This is a genomic window from Streptomonospora mangrovi (assembly GCF_027604915.1).
GTDB classification, from domain to species: domain Bacteria; phylum Actinomycetota; class Actinomycetes; order Streptosporangiales; family Streptosporangiaceae; genus Streptomonospora; species Streptomonospora mangrovi.
Map to the genome: position 1 here is coordinate 59601 of NZ_JAJAQC010000038.1, position 15840 is coordinate 75440.

The following is a 15840-nucleotide window of genomic DNA, read 5'->3' on the forward strand; positions in this document are numbered from 1 at the left end:
GGCGCGCCTCCGGGCGGCCGATGGGCCGCCCGGCGGCGCGGCCGCGGCGGCTACAGCCAGGAGTGCAGCTTCTCCACGAGCCGGACCGGGTCGTCGCCCACGGGGGTGACGTTGAGGTGGGTGACCCCGGCCTCGCGGAAGGCGGCCACGCGCTCGCGCACGTAGGACTCCGGACCCACGAGGTTGCTCAGCTCCACGAACTCGTCGGGCACCGCGGCGGCGGCCTCGTCCTTGCGGCCGGCCAGGTAGAGGTCCTGGATGCGCTCGGCGGCGTCCTCGAACCCGTAGCGGCGGGCGACGTCGTTGTAGAAGTTCTTGCCCTTGGCGCCCATGCCGCCGACGTAGAGGGCGATCATGGGGCGGGTGAGGTCGGCGAGCTTGCGGGTCTCCTCGCCCTCGCCGATGGCCAGCAGCCCGCCGGCCGAGATCTGGAGTTCGCCCAGGGCGGGGTCGCGCTTGGCCTTGCCCCGGGCCAGGGCCGCGCCCCACACCGCGTCGGCCTTCTCGGGGATGAACAGGTGCGGCAGCCAGCCGTCGGCGACCTCGGCGGTCAGTTCGACGTTCTTCTCGCCCAGGGAGGCCACGAACACCGGGATGGCGCTGCGCACGGGGTGGTTGATGATCTTCAGCGGCTTGCCCAGCCCGGTGCCCTGCTCGGGCGGCAGCGGCAGGGTGTAGACACGGCCCTCGTGGACGACGCGCTCCTCGCGCGCCCAGATCTTGCGGCAGATCTCGATGATCTCGCGGGTGCGGGCCAGCGGCTTGGTGTAGGGCACGCCGTGCCAGCCCTCGATGACCTGCGGCCCGCTGGCGCCCAGGCCCAGCACGGCGCGGCCGTCGGAGAGGTAGTCCAGGCCGGCGGCGGTCTGGGCGATGAGGGCGGGGGTGCGGGTGTAGAGCGGCAGGATGGCCGAGCCGATGTTGACCCGCTCGGTGCGGGCGGCGATGTAGCCCATGAGCGTGGGGCTGTCGTAGCCGTAGGCCTCGGCCACCCACACGGTGTCCAGGCCGACCTTCTCCAGTTCGGCGACCTGGTCGACGACCGGTTTGGGCTCGCCGGCGTACTGCATCGGCATGGAGATGCGCATCGTGCCTCCCTTGTCTCGCGCGGCGGGCCGCGCCCGGATGCGGCAAACTCTACTACCGAGTAACGTTCGGTCGCCGCCGCGCCCCCGGCGCGTTCCGGCGCCGCGACCGGGGCGGACGCCGGTGGCTGCGGGGGCAGGGCGGGTCGGCGTCCGCCGGTGCGCTCGACGCCGCGGGCCGCGCCCGGTCCGCCGCTCAGGGCGGGGGCGCGTGCCGGCGGGCGGCAGGGGCCGGGGAGAGGCCCGGGAGAAGAGGTCAGGAGTAGGAGTGCGCGGCGTCGGGGAACGCGCCGCTGACCACCTCGTCGGCGAAGGACTTGGCCGCGCCGGTCAGGGTGTCGTTGAGGTCGGCGAAGGTCTTCACGAACTTGGCGGTGTGCGGGCTGAGCCCGGCCATGTCCTGCCAGACCAGCACCTGGGCGTCGGTGCCCGGCCCGGCGCCGATCCCGATGGTGGGGATGCTGAGCTGGCCGGTGACGTGGGCGGCCAGGTCGGCGGGCACGCACTCCAGGACGACGGCGAAGGCGCCCGCCCGCTCCAGCTCCTTGGCGTCGGCCAGCAGCGCCGCCCCGGCCTCCTCGCCCCGGCCCTGCACCCGGTAGCCGCCCAGGGTGTTGACCGACTGCGGGGTCAGGCCGACGTGGCCCATGACCGGGACGCCCGCCGCCACCAGCGCCTCGACGTGGGCGGCCACCCGGTGGCCGCCTTCGAGCTTGACGGCCTGGGCGTGGCCCTCCTTCATGAACCGGGCGGCCGCCGCCAGCGCCTGCTCGGGCGAGCCCTGGTAGGAGCCGAACGGCAGGTCGGCCACCACCATGGCGCGGCGCGTGGCGCGCGCGACGGCGGCGGTCAGCGGGAGCAGGTCCTCGACGGTGACGGGCAGGGTGGAGTCGTAGCCGTAGACCACCATCGCCGCGGAGTCGCCGACGAGCAGGACGGGGATCCCCGCCTCGTCGAAGACGCGTGCGGTGAGGGCGTCGTAGGCGGTCAGCATGGGCCAGCGCTCGCCGCGTTCCTTGGCGGCGAGGATGTCGCGGACGGTGACCCTTCGGTTGGCCGTTCCCCCGTAGAGGGCGGGGGCGGATGCGGTACTGCTCATGGCTGCCTTCCTCCGTTGTCTCGAAGCGCTTGGACGGCGTCTCCGGACGGTGTCGGTCGGTGCCCGCGGCGCCGCGCCGCGGGTGGACTCATCATCGCATAGCAGGATTCACCGACTTCCTCTGCGTGCCAACCCCCCGGCGGCCCCGGATCATCCCGCGCGGGCGGGGGAGCGGGCGGGGGAGCGGGCGGGGGAGCGGGCGGGCCGGAAGCCGGACCGGGGCCGGCCGGGGAACCGGGCACCGGGCCGGCGCGCCGGGCGCGCCCGGCACCCGCGCGCACCTTTCCGTCGCCGCGCTGGAGATCACCGTAAGAAAGCGCAATGTCGGGACGGCGGCACCGGGTATGCGCGGCCGGAAAGAATTGGCGGAACCATCGAAAAACAGCGGTGAAATCCGGCGAATTGGACTGAACTGTGCCCGTGGCTGGATATATTGTCGGCAGAGCCCCAACAGCAGGGCCTGGAGGGGGCGTGCGCGCCCTATCGGCCGCCGCGCCGCGCCACTGTCGGGGCGCGCATCAATGGAATAAACTGTCCGGAGCAACGGCCTCCCGAAGCGCGCATCCCGCCTCTTGGTCGTGCGGCGGTGCACCCTGCGGGTTCCCCTAGCGCCGAACCCGATAAATCCCATACCGAGCCACCTCGCGCCAGGAAGGAATTCCGTTGTGAGAGGGCAGCCCCCCGCCCCGGACGCAGCGTCTCCCGCCCGCAGCGGCACCCAGGCCCCGACCATCAAAGTCCTCGTGGTCGACGACCACGCCTTCTTCCGGCGCGGCCTGGTCTCGGTGCTTGAGGAGGAGCCCGACATCGACGTCGTCGGGGAGTCCGGCGACGCCGACCACGCCGTGCGCACCGCCGCCCACCTGGTGCCCGACGTCGTCCTGATGGACGTCTGGATGCCCGGCCGCAGCGGCATCGAGGCGTGCACCGCCATCAAGGACACCGTCCCCAGCGCCAAGATCGTCATGCTCACCATGAGCGACGAGGAGGACGACCTCTTCGAGGCGCTGAAGGCCGGCGCCACCGGCTACCTGCTCAAGGAGATCTCCGTCGACGAGCTGCCCGGTGCGGTGCGCGCCATCGCCAGCGGCCAGTCGTTCATCACCCCCTCCATGGCCACCAAGCTCATCAGCGAGTTCACCGCCCTGGCCCGCAAGGACGGCGCGCGCAGCCGCCGCACCCCCGTCCCCCACCTCACCGAGCGCGAGACCGAGGTCCTGGTGCGGGTGGCGCGCTGCCTGAACAACAAGGAGATCGCCGACGAGCTGTTCATCTCCGAGCACACGGTGAAGAACCACGTCCGCAACATCCTCGAGAAGCTCCAGTTGCACTCGCGCACCGAGGCGGCGGTCTACGCCGTGCGCGAGAAGTTCCTCGACGACGCCTGAGCGGCTCCGCCGGCCCCCGGCCCGGCCCTCCGCCCGCCGCGCCCCCCGACACGCGACCGGCCGGCCCCCTCGGGGACCGGCCGGTTTCATGTGTCAGCGGCGCGCGGCCCGGACCAGCCGCGGCGCGGGCGCGGACGCCGCTCAGAGCGTGGGCAGGTAGCGCTGCAACTCGTAGGGCGTCACCTGGCGGCGGTAGGACTCCCACTCCGCCTTCTTGTTGCGCAGGAAGAAGTCGAACACGTGCTCGCCGAGGGTCTCGGCGACCAGCTCGCTGCCCTCCATGGCGCGGATGGCCTCGTCCAGGCTCTGGGGCAGCGGCGCGATCCCCAGCGCGCGGCGCTCGGCGTCGGTCAGCGCCCACACGTCGTCCTCGGCGCCGGGCGGGAGCTCGTAGCCCTCCTCGATCCCCTTCAGCCCGGCGGCCAGGATCACCGCGTAGGCGAGGTAGGGGTTGCACGCGGTGTCCACCGAGCGGAACTCGATCCGGCTGGAGTTGCTCTTGGCCGGCTTGTACATCGGCACCCGCACCAGGGCCGAGCGGTTGTTGTGCCCCCAGCAGACGTAGGCGGGGGCCTCGCCGCCGGCGCCGGCCGAGGCCGCGGCGTTGTCCCACAGCCGCTTGTAGGAGTTCACCCACTGGTTGCAGACGGCGGTGATCTCGGCGGCGTGGCGCAGCAGCCCCGCGATGAACTGGCGCCCCACCTTGGACATCTGGTACTCGGCGCCGGGCTCGTAGAACGCGTTGCGCTCGCCCTCGAACAGCGACATGTGGGTGTGCATGCCCGAGCCGGGGTACTCGGTGAACGGCTTGGGCATGAAGGTGGCGTAGACGCCCTGCTCCAGCGCCACCTCCTTCATGACCAGCCGGAACGTCATGATGTTGTCGGCGGTGGTGAGCGCGTCGGCGTAGCGCAGGTCGATCTCCTGCTGGCCGGGGCCGCCCTCGTGGTGGCTGAACTCCACCGAGATGCCCATGGCCTCCAGCATGTTGATCGCGTTGCGGCGGAAGTCGTGGGCGCTGTTGTGCGGGGTGTGGTCGAAGTAGCCGCCGGAGTCGTTGGGCTCGGGCAGCTCGCCGTGGTCGGGCTTCTTCTTCAGCAGGTAGAACTCGATCTCGGGGTGGGTGTAGAAGGTGAACCCGAGGTCGGAGGCCTTGCCGAGCTGGCGCTTGAGCACGTGGCGGGGGTCGGCGTAGCTGGGGCTGCCGTCGGGCATCAGGATGTCGCAGTACATCCGGGCGGTGCCGTGGGGCTCGTTGCGCCAGGGCAGCACCTGGAAGGTGGCGGGGTCGGGCTGGGCCAGCATGTCGGCCTCGTAGACCCGGGCGAAGCCCTCGATCGCGGAGCCGTCGAACCCGATGCCCTCGGCGAACGCGGCCTCCAGTTCGGCGGGGGCCACGGCCACCGACTTGAGGTACCCGAGTACATCGGTGAACCACAGTCGGACGAACCGGATGTCGCGCTCCTCCAGAGTGCGGAGCACGAACTCCTGCTGTCGGTTCACGGTTCACCTTCCTCGTGTCGTGCGTGCCGGCACCTGGAGGCGTCCGGGCCGGCTGGGCGGTATGAGCGAATGTGGCGGGTGTGGCTGGCCGGCGTGCGGTCGGGGCGCCCGCGCCCCGCGGCGGGGCCGTGCCGGCTGCCGCGGCGGGGTGCGCCGCGCCGACCGCGCCGACCGGATCGCGGCCGCCGTGCGGCCGAGGCTTCCCGCCGCGCCCGTGGTCGAGTGTGCTGGAGGGCCGCGGCTCCCAGTGTGCCCGCCGCAGGTTTCCGGCGCATTAACGCAGGGTGCGGCGACCGGCCGCGCCGCCAGTGTACGCATTCTCACAGCCGGGCACCCCCGCCCAACACCCGGGGTGCGCGCGGCGTGCGGACCGGCGCCGACTAGGCTCGGCACGTGGCCCAGCTCAGAATCGCGATGGCGCAAGTGAACCCCACCGTCGGGGACCTCGACGGCAACTGCCGGATCGTCGTCGACTACGCCCGGCGCGCGGCCGAGGCCGGCGCGCACCTGGCGGTGTTCCCCGAACTCGTCGTCACCGGGTACCCGGTCGAGGACCTCGCGCTGCGCAACTCCTTCGTCTCCGCCTCCATCAAGGCCACCCACGCGCTGGCCGCCGCCCTGGCCGAGGAGGGCCTGGGCGAGCTGCCGGTGGCGGTGGGCTTCCTCAGCCGCCGCACCGGGGTGGGGGAGCGGTTCGGCCAGCCGGCGGGCTCGCCGCAGAACGCGTTCGCGCTGCTGTACCGGGGCCGGGTCGAGGTCACCTCGGCAAAGCACCACCTGCCCAACTACGGCGTCTTCGACGAGTTCCGCAACTTCGTGCCCGGTGAGACCCTGCCCGTGGTGCGGCTGCGCGGCGTCGACGTCGCCTTCGCGGTGTGCGAGGACCTGTGGCAGGGCGGCGGCCCGGTGGCGGCCGCCCGCGCCGCCCGCGTCGGCGCGCTGATCACCATCAACGCCTCGCCTTATGAGCGCGACAAGGACAACGTCCGGCTGGAGCTGTGCCAGCGCCGCGCCCGCGAGATCGGCGCGACGGTGGGCTACGTCAACATGTGCGGCGGCCAGGACGAGCTGATCTTCGACGGCGACTCCCTCATCGTGGACGCCGAGGGCGAACTGGTGGCGCGCGCGCCCAAGTTCGAGGAGAACCTGTTCGTCACCGACCTCGCCCTGCCCGACGCCGGCGAGGCGCCCGAGCCCCAGGGACCGGTCGACGGCGTCACCGTGGTCCGCCACACCGTCTCGGCCGACCCGGTGCCGGCCTACGCGCCGCAGCCGCCGGTGCTCACCCCGCGCCCCGACCCCGCCTCCGACATCGGCGAGGTCTACCGCGCGCTGGTGGTGGGCGTGCGCGACTACGCCGTGAAGAACGGCTTCGCCACGGCCGCGATCGCGCTGTCGGGCGGCATCGACTCCGCGCTCACCGCCACCATCGCCGTGGACGCCCTGGGCGGCGACCGGGTGTACGGCCTGCTGCTGCCCAGCAAGTACTCCAGCGACCACTCGGTGGCCGACGCCGAGGAACTGGCCAAGCGCCAGGGCATCCGCGCGCGCACCGTCGAGATCGCGCCCGTCGTGGCGGCGTTCGAGGCCGCGATGCACCTGGACGGCCTGGCCGCCGAGAACCTCCAGGCTCGGGTGCGCGGCACCCTGCTGATGGGCCTGTCCAACCAGGAGGGCCACCTCGTGCTGGCCACCGGCAACAAGAGCGAGCTGGCGGCCGGCTACTCCACCCTCTACGGCGACTCGGTCGGCGGCTACGCCCCGATCAAGGACTGCTGGAAGACCGTGGTGTGGGAGCTGGCGCGCTGGCGCAACGCCGAGGCCGAGCGGGCCGGCGAGGTCCCGCCGATCCCGGAGAACTCCATCAGCAAGCCGCCCAGCGCCGAGCTGCGGCCCGGCCAGCTCGACACCGACTCCCTGCCCGACTACGCGGTGCTGGACGCCCTGCTGGACGCCTACATCGGCACCGACAAGGGGCTGCGCGAGCTGGCGATCGCCGGGTACGAGCCCGAGCTGGTGCAGCGGGTCATCCGCATGGTCGACCGCGCCGAGTACAAGCGCCGGCAGTACCCGCCCGGCCCCAAGATCAGCTCGCGCAACCTCAGCCGCGACCGCCGGCTGCCCATCACCAACCGCTGGACGCCGCAGGGCTGACCCGGCCGGAGCTGCTGAAGGGGCGGGCGCGCACCGGCGCGCCCGCCCGGCCGCTTTCTATGCGGGCCGCCGCGCGGTCCGGCTGCGCAGGCGCGTCCACCGGGCCGGGCCGGACCCTAGACCAGGCCAAGCGCGCCGGCGCGGGCGCCGGCCGCCGCCCGGTTGGGCAGCTCCAGCTTGGCCAGGATGTGCGACACGTGCACGCTGGCGGTCTTGGCCGAGATGAACAGCTCCCGGGCGATCTGGGCGTTGGTGTAGCCCCGGCCCAGCAGCCGCAGCACCTCGGCCTCGCGCGGGGTGAGCCCGGCGGGCAGTCCGGCTGGCACGGGCTCGCCGTCGGCGCCGGCCTCCAGCGCCACGCCCGCGCGCCGCGCCAGCTCCCGTGCCCGCGCCTCCAGCGGCGCCGCGCCGCACTCGGCGGCGATCTTGGCGGCCTCGCGCAGGCGGTCGCCCACGGCCGCGCCCCGGTCGGCCGCCAGCGCCGCCTCGGCGCCCAGCAGCACCGCCTCGGCGCGGTGCAGCGGCATGCTCAGCCGCTCCCAGGCGCGCACCGCGGCCTCCCAGGCGGCCTCGGACTCCGCCAGCGGCGCGGCGCCCTCGGCGGCGCGGGCGGCGGCCAGCCGCGCCGCCACCGTCGCCGCGAACGCCTCCTGCACCGGGCCCAGGCGGCGCAGTTCGGCCGCCGCGGACTCCACCAGCGCGGCGGTGCGGGCGGCGTCGTCGGGCGCCTGGGCGCCGGCGAGCGCCGCGCGGCGCACGCCCTCGGCGACGCGGTCGAGCACCACCCAGCCGTAGCCGGGCGACTTGGTCAGCACCACCCGCTCCAGCACCTCGCGCGACAGCGCCAGCGCGCCGGCGAGGTCCTGCTCGCCCAGGCGCAGGTCCAGCACCGCGGCCACGCTGAGCTGCACGGTGTGGATGCGGGTGCTGCCCGAGGTGCAGTTGCGGGGGTCGATGAGCGCGGCGCCGCGCCGGGCACCCTCGATGTCGCCCTGGGCCACCGCCGCCCGCACCTCGGCCGTGGCGAGGTAGACCCGGTGGGCGGGGGAGGGCGACCACGACAGGCTGCGCGCCACCTGCTCGCGGGCGCCGGCGAGGTCGCCCATGTCCAGCCGGGCCTCGGCGATGTTGAGCGCCACGAACGGGCCGCTGGCGCTCATCAGGCCGATGTCGCGCAGCCGTGCCATGGCGGTGTCCAGCAGGGCCAGGGCTTCCTCGTGGTCGCCGTGCTCGCGCAGGTAGTGGGCGAGGTTGGCCATGCCGCGGGTCTCCAGCGAGGGGTCGCCCAGCTCGCCGGCCAGGGCCAGCCCCCGCTCCAGGACGGCGCGGCCCTCGTCGAAGTCGCCCTCGTTGAGGCGGCTGGTGCCCAGGGTGATGAGCGCGTCGGCCTCGGCGCAGCGGTCGTCGCCCTCGTTGGAGCAGCGGATGGCCTCGGTCGCCAGCGCGGTGGCCGACAGGGTGGCGTGGCCCATCGCGCGCAGCCGCTCGGCGCCCTCGCGGCCCAGGGTGATGTCCTGCTGGTGCAGCATGGCCTCGCGGGCCAGCAGCGACAGCACGAAGCCGTAGCCGGGCACGTGCGGGGGGTGGGTGGCCATGGCGGTGATGAGGTCGTCGATGCCGTCGCCGTCGCGGATCTGGGTGCGCGCCTGGCCCCGGCGGCGCAGCAGCACCGCGCGGTCGGTGAGGCTGTCGTCGTCGGCGGCGTCGGCGGGGATCTCGGCCAGGCCGGAGTCGCACAGCGCCCGCGCGCGGAAGAAGTCGCCGCTCTCCAGCGCGGCCGCTGCGGCGCGGGCCACCACCCGCACGTGGGAGTTGCCCTGCACCCGCTCCACCGCGTCGGGCACGCGGTCCCAGTACTCAAGGACGCGCTCCAGCATCTGGAGTTCCTCGGCGAAGGCGAGGGTGTCGGCGGCGCGCACGGCCGCCCACCAGGCGGCGCTGAGGGCGCGCGGCAGGTCGTGGCCGTAGAAGTAGTGGTGGGCCTGCTCGGCGGCGAGCCGGTGGAAGGGCACCACGCCGGGCAGGGCGTCGAGGGCCTCGGCGAAGTGCAGGTGCAGCCGGGTGTGCTGGCCGGGCAGCAGTTCGTCGTGGACGGCCTCGCGCAGCAGGGCGTGGCGAAAGGTGTAGCCGGTGCCGTCCACGCGCAGCACGTTGGCGTCGATGAGGGCGTGCAGCGCGGTGTTGAGGGTGTCCTCGGGGACCTCGGCGACGTGGGCCAGCAGGTCGTGCTCGATCTGGGCGGCGCTGACCGCGCCCACGGAGGCCACGCGCAGCACGTGGCGGGCGGTGTCGTCCAGACCTTCCAGCGAGGCCAGCAGCAGCTCGCGCGGGCGGTCGGGGATGTCGCCGCCGACGAGCCGGCCCTGGGCGGCCAACGACTCCACGAACAGCGGGTTGCCGCCGGTGCGCTGGAAGAGCGCGGCGGCCTCGTCGGGGGTGAGGGCGCTGCCCCGCACGGCGGCGGCGACCTGGGCGGTCTCCTCGCGGGTGAGGGGGGAAAGCTCGTGGCGCAGCACGGTGGGCAGCCGCTCCAGCTCCAGCAGCAGCCGGCGCAGCGGGTGGCCGCGGTGGAGGTCGTCGCTGCGGTAGGTGGCCACGATCTGCACGGGGGCGGTGTCGAGGTTGCGCAGCAGGAAGACGAGCAGGTCGCGGGTCGCGGAGTCCGCCCAGTGCAGGTCCTCGATGATGACGGTGACGCCCTCGGTGCCGGCCACGGCGGTCAGCAGCCGCAGCACCTGCTCGAACAGCAGGCCGCGGGCCTCGCGCCGGTCGTCGGGCGGGGTGCCCAGCTCAGGCAGCAGGCGCGCCAGTTCCTGGCTGCCGCCGGGGGAGAGGTCGTCGAAGACGCCGCGGCCGTGGTCGCGCAGGACCTGGCGCAGCACGGTGACGAAGGGCGCGAAGGGCAGGCCGTCCACACCCAGCTCCAGGCACCCGCCGGTGAGGACCCGCCCGTCGGGCAGGTGGTCGGCGAACTCCGCCAGCAGCCGGGACTTGCCCACACCGGCCTCCCCGCCGAACAGCAGGGTGGCCGCCGGGCCCGAACGCGCGGCGTGCGCGTGGTCGAGCAGGAGGCGGAGTTCCTGCCGGCGTCCCACGAACACGGAGCGCGCGCCGACGGGAGTGGGGATCATGCTGTCCAGTATGCAGCGCGGTGAGGACTTTTTGCTATTTCATTCCGCCTGCGGGGGGTGGAGCCGGGGAGGGCGCCAGGGGCGGAGTCAGGGACACCGCCGGGGGAACCGAGCCGGTTCCCCCGGCGGTGACGCCGCGCAGGTGGGGCCGTGTAGGCGGCGGCCGCCCAGGCGGCGGCCGCGGCTCAGCACCCGGCGGGGATCCGGCCGGCGGTCTCGGCGCGAGCCCGGTCGGCGGTACCGGCGGGGACCGCCTCGGCCTCGCGCGCGTCGGCGGGCCGGGCGGGCACCGCCTCGGGGGCGGCGGAGGGACCGACCGGCAGCGGGCGCGCCTGGCCGCCCTCGGGCCCGTCCTCGCCCCGCCGCGTCGCCCGCGCCGCCTTGGCGGCGGCCCGGGTGGCCCGCGCGAGGGCGCCCATGCGCGCCTCGCGCTGGAGCCGCGCGGCCCGCTCGTCGACCACGGCCCGCTGGAAGTCCGGGTGGATGCCGTACATGGTGTGCTTCCCTCCACGTGCGGCCGCGGCATTGGGCTCCGCGGCCTCAGTGGTCCCAGAGTCGCCCTAAGACCCGGCCTCCTACATCGGGCGAACGCCTTATCCGCGGTTCCTCAGGCACAGCCGGCGGCCTAAGAACCGGTCAGAGCGTGCCGTGCGGATAAGACGACGCCGCCGAGGCCGTGGCCTGGCCGGGTGATGGGCGGCGGGTGGCCCGGGTGTGCGGTCAAGGGTGAGTGCGGCGGATGGCCGGTGTGGTGACGGGGCGTCGAGGTGGGACGGGGGTCCGGGCGGGCGGTTATCGGGCCACGGGGCGGACGTCTGAGGTGGCGACGAGCGGGCGGGGGGCGGCTTCCCGCTCGGGCGGCGTTCCTTATGGTTTGCCCCTTTTGTATCTTGCAAAAAGGGCTACGGCGGCACTGAGGTGGCCCCCTGGCTTAGGAGGTGGTCGCCCTCTCAACTGCGGTCAGTCCCGAGGGCTGAACGCGCCTCATTTCCACACTGTCACTTGGACGATGACGATCTCCTGGAGGTGGTGGGCGAGCATGAAGCAGAAGAAGCCTCGGCCATTGGCAAGAGGAAAGTAGCGCAGTGTGGAGCTAGGTCGGTGAGGTTTGCCGACTTGGTCGGCGTCGTGGCCCATGTACGCGAGTTCGGTCGCAATGCGCTCGATCTCGGCGAGAATCTCACTGGGCAGCGTGGTCCCGAGATCGGGGGGTTCGAAACCCCATGTCCAGTCGCTCACTGGCCCAGGTCCTCCGATGCCTCACGGAGTAGTTCCGCTATTTCGCGTACGGCGCTTCGGGTGTCCGGGTGGCCGGTGTCGACCATGTGTTCCAGGGCGGCCAGACGCTGGGCTCGCAGAGGAAAGCGCTGGATCTCCACGTACATCGCCCAACTGGCGCAGAACACTCGTAGCGGGCCCACGTTCTGGGCCGCCTGTGCCTCGGTGCTCGCCTCGAGGAGTTGCTGATCGAACTCTCTCAGGCTGGACGGACGGACTCTGGCGATGGCGGCCCGAAGACTTGCGGGGGTTGCGTCCGGGCGCGGAATGATCGCGTGGTCGGTCTCCACGATCTGCTGTGTCATCGCTTCCTCCATCGGAGAGTGGCCCACCACTGATCGTAGCGGTCACCGGGTTCACCTCCCGGGTGTTCGGCAACACAAACGTTTACTACAGGCTGTAGTAGGCTCTGGCGCCATGGAAATCATCAACTCGGTGCTCGTCTTCCTGCACCTGCTCGGGATGGCCGGGATCATCGCCGGATTCCTGATGCAGCTCATCACGGGGCACAAGGCCTCGCCCAAGGCGATCCTGCACAGTTCGCTGCTGCAACTGGTGACCGGGCTGCTGCTGGTCGGGGTGGCCGAGATGGGCGACGATCCCGTCAACCACGTCAAGATCGCCGTCAAGCTCGTGGTGGCCGTGGCCGTCGTGGTGGTCGCCGTGCTCAACGTGCGCAAGCCGAACACGCGGCTGGCGATCGCGGCCGGGGCGCTGGCCGTCGTCAACGTCGCCGTGGCCGTCTTCGTCTGACCACTGACTCCTGAGCCCCACCACCTGACCCCTGGTCCCGCTACCGACGCGAGGCGGCCCTCCCACCCGCCCGCCGAACCCGCCGCCCCCACCCGCCCTCCCGAGTGGCCCGCCCGCTGCGCACCGCGTCCGCCGCGCGCTGCGTCCGGCGGGCACTGCGGTCGGCGGGCGCGGGGCTCAGCCGTCGTAGAACACGCGCTCCATCACCGCGCGGGCGCGGCGGGTGGCCTGGCGGTAGTCCTGGAGGAGCTGCCCGGCCGGGCCCTCGTCGTCGTCCTCGCGGTAGCCCAGCGCACCGGCCAGCGTCGTCTGGTCGCGCAGCGACGTCGGCACGGAGTCCGACGGGCGGCCCCGCACCAGCATGACGGTGCCCCGCACCCGGGCCGCCAGCCGCCAGGCGGTCTCCAGCACGGCCCCGTCGTCGGGGTCGAGCAGCCCGTGGTCCACCGCGGCGTCCAGCGCGCCCAGCGTGCCTGTCGTGCGCAGCGCGGGCACCCGCGCCGCGTGGCGCAGCTGGATCAGCTGGGCCACCCACTCCACGTCCGACAGCCCGCCCCGCCCCAGCTTGGTGTGCAGGGCGGGGTCGGCGCCGCGCGGCAGCCGCTCGGCCTCCATCCGCGCCTTGAGGGTGCGGATCTCGCGCACGGCGCCCTCGTCCACGCCGCCCTCGGGGTAGCGCAGCGGGTCGATGAGCGCGGTGAAGCGCGCCCCCACCTCCGCGTCGCCGGCGATCGGGTAGGCCCGCAGCAGCGCCTGGCTCTCCCACGGCGAGGACCACCGCCGGTAGTAGGCGGCGTAGGAGTCCAGGGTGCGCACCATGGCCCCGCTCTTGCCCTCGGGCCGCAGGTCGGCGTCCAGGCCCAGCGGCGGGTCCACCGCCGGCATCTCCAGCAGCCGCCGCAGCTCGCGCACGAGCGCGTCGGCGGTCTCGGTGGCCGCCACCGGGTCGGCGCCCGGCAGCGGCTCGTGCACGAACAGCACGTCGGCGTCGCTGGCGTAGGACAGCTCCCGGCCGCCGAACCGCCCCATCGCCACCACGCACAGCCGCGTGCACGGCTGCTCGCCGCGCTGGGCGGCCACCACCCCGGTGGCCGCGCGCAGCGCCGCCTCGATGGTCACCGCCGAGATGTCGGTCAGCGCCTCGCCCACCGCGTGCACCGGCGCCACGTCCAGCAGGTCGGCGACCGCCGTGCGCAGCAGCTCGCGCCGGCGCAGCGCCCGCACCGCCGCCACCGCGTTCTCCGCGGAGTCGTGCCGGCGCAGCGCGGCCTCGGCCTCGGCGCTCAGCGCCGCCACGGGCCGCGCGGCCAGGTCGGCGTCGTCGGCCAGCACCGCCACCGACTCCGGCGCCCGCAGCAGCAGCTCGGTGACGTAGCGGCTGGTGCCCAGCAGCCACGCCATCCGCTCGGCCACCCGCACGTCGTCGCGCAGCAGCCGCAGGTACCACGGGGTGCCGCCCAGCGCCTCGCTGACCTTGCGGAACCCCAGCAGCCCGGCGTCGGGGTCGGGGGCGTCGGCGAACCACTCCAGCATCACCGGCAGCAGGGTGCGCTGGATGGCGGCCCGCCGCGACAGCCCCGAGGTCAGCGCCTCCAGGTGGCGCAGCGCGCCCGCGGCGTCGGCGAAGCCCAGCGCGCTCAGCCGCTCGCCCGCCTGCTCCAGGGTCAGCCGGGCCTCGCTGTCGGGCAGCCGCGCCACCGCGTGCAGCAGCGGCCGGTAGAACAGCTTCTCGTGCAGCCGGCGGACATCGCCGGCCACCCGCCGCCACGCCGCCATCAGGTCGGTCACCGGATTGGCGGTGAACCCCAGCGCCCGGCCCAGGCGGCGAAGCTGGTCGGGGCCGTCGGCGCTGGCGGGGTCGGGCAGCAGGTGGGTGCGGCGCAGCCGGCTGAGCTGGAGCAGGTGCTCCACCCGCCGCAGGAACCGGTAGGCGTCGGCCAGCCCGCCGGCGTCGTCGCGGCCGACGTAGCCCCCGCCCGACAGGGCCGCCAGCGCCTCCAGGGTGTTGCCCGAGCGCAGCGCCGGGTCGCTGCGTCCGTGCACGAGTTGCAGCAACTGCACGGAGAACTCGATGTCGCGCAGCCCGCCCCGGCCCAGCTTGATCTCGCGTTCGGACTCCGCGGCGGGGATGTGGGCCACCACCCGCCGCCGCATCGCCTGCACGTCGTCGACGAAGTTGGGCCGGCTGGCCGCCTTCCACACCAGCGGCTCGATCTCGGCCAGGTAGGCGGCGCCCAGCTCGGGGTCGCCCGCCACCGGCCGGGCCTTCAGCAGCGCCTGGAACTCCCAGGTCTTGGCCCACCGCTGGTAGTAGGCGACGTGGCCCGACAGCGGGCGCACCAGCGGGCCGTTGCGGCCCTCGGGGCGCAGCCCGGCGTCGACCTGCCACAGCGTGCCCTCGCTGTCGGTCTGGGCGGGGATGCGCATCATCTCCGCCGCCAGCCGGGCCGCCGCCCGCTGCGCCCCCTGGTCGTCCTCGACCCCCTCGGCGGGCTCGGCCACGAACACCACGTCGACGTCGCTGACGTAGTTCAGCTCCCGGCCGCCGCACTTGCCCATGCCGATGACCGCCAGGCGGCACAGCGCGGCGTCGTCGGGGGAGGCGGCGCGCGCGATCGCCAGCGCGGCCTCCAGCACCGCGGCGGCGAGGTCGGCCAGTTCGGCGCCCACGGTCTCCAGGTCGGCGGCGCCGGTGAGGTCGCGCCCGGCCAGGCGCAGCACCCGCCGGTGGTAGGCCACCCGCAGGGCGTGCTCGGGGCCCTCGGGGTCGTCGCACTCGGCGGCGGCCACCGGCGCGGCCGCGTGGGGGTCGGCGCCCACGATGTGCAGCAGCCCGGCGCGCAGCTCTTCGGCGGTGGGGGTGCGCGCGGCGTCGGCGCCGCGCAGCTCCCGCCAGTCGCCGGGGTGGCGCACCAGGTGGTCGGTGAGGGCGACGCTGCTGCCCAGCACGGCCGCCAGCCGCGCGCGCAGGTCGGGGTCGGCGGTCAGCGCCTCCAGCAGTTCGGCGGAGTCGGCGCCGGTCTCCAGCAGCCGCACCAGGCCGAGCAGGGCCTGGTCGGGGTCGGGAGCGGCGCCGAGCGCGTCGACGATCGCGGCGTGGCGCTCGGCGTCCAGCCCGCAGTCGGCCATCAGCCGCACCGCGCGCGAGGCGTCGCCGAAACCGCGCCGCGCGAGTCCCCCTGCCGTCATGGTGGATGTCTCCCGAGTCCTCACGCCGATCACCGTAGCCGCCCGTGCGAAGGGCGGGATAGGGCGAAATGCCGGTACCTCCGGTACCCGCCGGCGCCGCCGCCCCGGCCGGGCGGGGGCGGCGGTGCCGCCGGTGCGGGCGCTCGCGGGCGTCCCGACCCCGGCGTCTACCCAGCTCAGCGCGGTGCTCCCGCCCGCGACCGCCCCGCCGTGCGCACCGGTGCCAACCGCGAGAGGCCGCCGCCCGCGTCCACGCGGGC

11 protein-coding genes are annotated in these 15840 nt (G+C 74.2%); 3 read left to right on the top strand and 8 right to left on the bottom strand.

Features of this window, described 5'->3' with window-relative positions:
- Positions 1–50: 50 nt before the first annotated feature.
- Positions 51–1088 (bottom strand): LLM class F420-dependent oxidoreductase, encoded by a 1038-nt coding sequence (locus tag LG943_RS20025; protein ID WP_270073859.1) that lies wholly within the window; start codon positions 1086–1088, stop codon positions 51–53.
- 253 nt (positions 1089–1341) lie between these two features.
- Positions 1342–2184 (bottom strand): 3-methyl-2-oxobutanoate hydroxymethyltransferase, encoded by an 843-nt coding sequence (panB, locus tag LG943_RS20030; protein WP_270073860.1) that lies wholly within the window; start codon positions 2182–2184, stop codon positions 1342–1344.
- 665 nt (positions 2185–2849) lie between these two features.
- Here panB and LG943_RS20035 point away from each other — a divergent pair.
- On the top strand, positions 2850–3572 hold the full coding sequence (locus LG943_RS20035; protein WP_408648622.1) for a response regulator: 723 nt from the start codon (positions 2850–2852) through the stop codon (positions 3570–3572).
- A gap of 141 nt (positions 3573–3713) precedes the next feature.
- Here LG943_RS20035 and LG943_RS20040 read toward each other — a convergent pair whose 3' ends face one another.
- A complete protein-coding gene (locus LG943_RS20040; protein ID WP_270073861.1) occupies positions 3714–5075 on the bottom strand; it encodes a glutamine synthetase family protein in 1362 nt (453 codons plus the stop codon).
- 393 nt (positions 5076–5468) lie between these two features.
- Between LG943_RS20040 and LG943_RS20045 the strand changes: the two genes are divergently transcribed.
- Entirely contained in the window at positions 5469–7229 is a 1761-nt protein-coding gene (locus tag LG943_RS20045) for an NAD+ synthase (protein ID WP_270073862.1), read from the top strand.
- 116 nt (positions 7230–7345) lie between these two features.
- Here the strand turns inward: LG943_RS20045 and LG943_RS20050 are convergent, their stop codons facing one another.
- From LG943_RS20050 to LG943_RS20065, 4 genes are all read right to left on the bottom strand, one after another.
- On the bottom strand, positions 7346–10360 hold the full coding sequence (locus LG943_RS20050; protein ID WP_270073863.1) for a helix-turn-helix transcriptional regulator: 3015 nt from the start codon (positions 10358–10360) through the stop codon (positions 7346–7348).
- A gap of 185 nt (positions 10361–10545) precedes the next feature.
- Positions 10546–10854, bottom strand: coding sequence for a hypothetical protein (locus LG943_RS20055; RefSeq protein WP_270073864.1), 309 nt, complete (start codon positions 10852–10854; stop codon positions 10546–10548).
- A gap of 490 nt (positions 10855–11344) precedes the next feature.
- The gene (locus LG943_RS20060) at positions 11345–11599 is read right to left on the bottom strand and encodes a hypothetical protein (RefSeq protein WP_270073865.1); all 255 of its coding nucleotides are present in this window, start codon (positions 11597–11599) and stop codon (positions 11345–11347) included.
- Positions 11596–11943, bottom strand: coding sequence for a DUF6247 family protein (locus tag LG943_RS20065; RefSeq protein ID WP_270073866.1), 348 nt, complete (start codon positions 11941–11943; stop codon positions 11596–11598). Before LG943_RS20065 ends, LG943_RS20060 begins: the two co-directional genes overlap by 4 nt.
- 112 nt (positions 11944–12055) lie before the next feature.
- Here LG943_RS20065 and LG943_RS20070 point away from each other — a divergent pair, with 112 nt between their 5' ends.
- On the top strand, positions 12056–12391 hold the full coding sequence (locus tag LG943_RS20070) for a hypothetical protein (protein ID WP_270073867.1): 336 nt from the start codon (positions 12056–12058) through the stop codon (positions 12389–12391).
- A gap of 177 nt (positions 12392–12568) precedes the next feature.
- Here LG943_RS20070 and LG943_RS20075 read toward each other — a convergent pair whose 3' ends face one another.
- Positions 12569–15580: a bifunctional [glutamine synthetase] adenylyltransferase/[glutamine synthetase]-adenylyl-L-tyrosine phosphorylase gene (locus tag LG943_RS20075; RefSeq protein WP_270073868.1), complete on the bottom strand. Its 3012-nt coding sequence runs from the start codon at positions 15578–15580 to the stop codon at positions 12569–12571.
- Between the last annotated feature and the right edge of the window lie 260 nt (positions 15581–15840).

Excerpts from the sequence above, each read along its gene's own strand:
- LG943_RS20025 (WP_270073859.1), bottom strand. The coding sequence starts at position 1,088 with ATGCGCATCTCCATGCCGATGCAGTACGCCGGCGAGCCCAAACCGGTC.
- panB (WP_270073860.1), bottom strand. The coding sequence starts at position 2,184 with ATGAGCAGTACCGCATCCGCCCCCGCCCTCTACGGGGGAACGGCCAAC.
- LG943_RS20050 (WP_270073863.1), bottom strand. The coding sequence starts at position 10,360 with ATGATCCCCACTCCCGTCGGCGCGCGCTCCGTGTTCGTGGGACGCCGG.
- LG943_RS20055 (WP_270073864.1), bottom strand. The coding sequence starts at position 10,854 with ATGTACGGCATCCACCCGGACTTCCAGCGGGCCGTGGTCGACGAGCGG.
- LG943_RS20065 (WP_270073866.1), bottom strand. The coding sequence starts at position 11,943 with ATGACACAGCAGATCGTGGAGACCGACCACGCGATCATTCCGCGCCCG.
- LG943_RS20070 (WP_270073867.1), top strand. The coding sequence starts at position 12,056 with ATGGAAATCATCAACTCGGTGCTCGTCTTCCTGCACCTGCTCGGGATG.
- LG943_RS20075 (WP_270073868.1), bottom strand. The coding sequence starts at position 15,580 with ATGACGGCAGGGGGACTCGCGCGGCGCGGTTTCGGCGACGCCTCGCGC.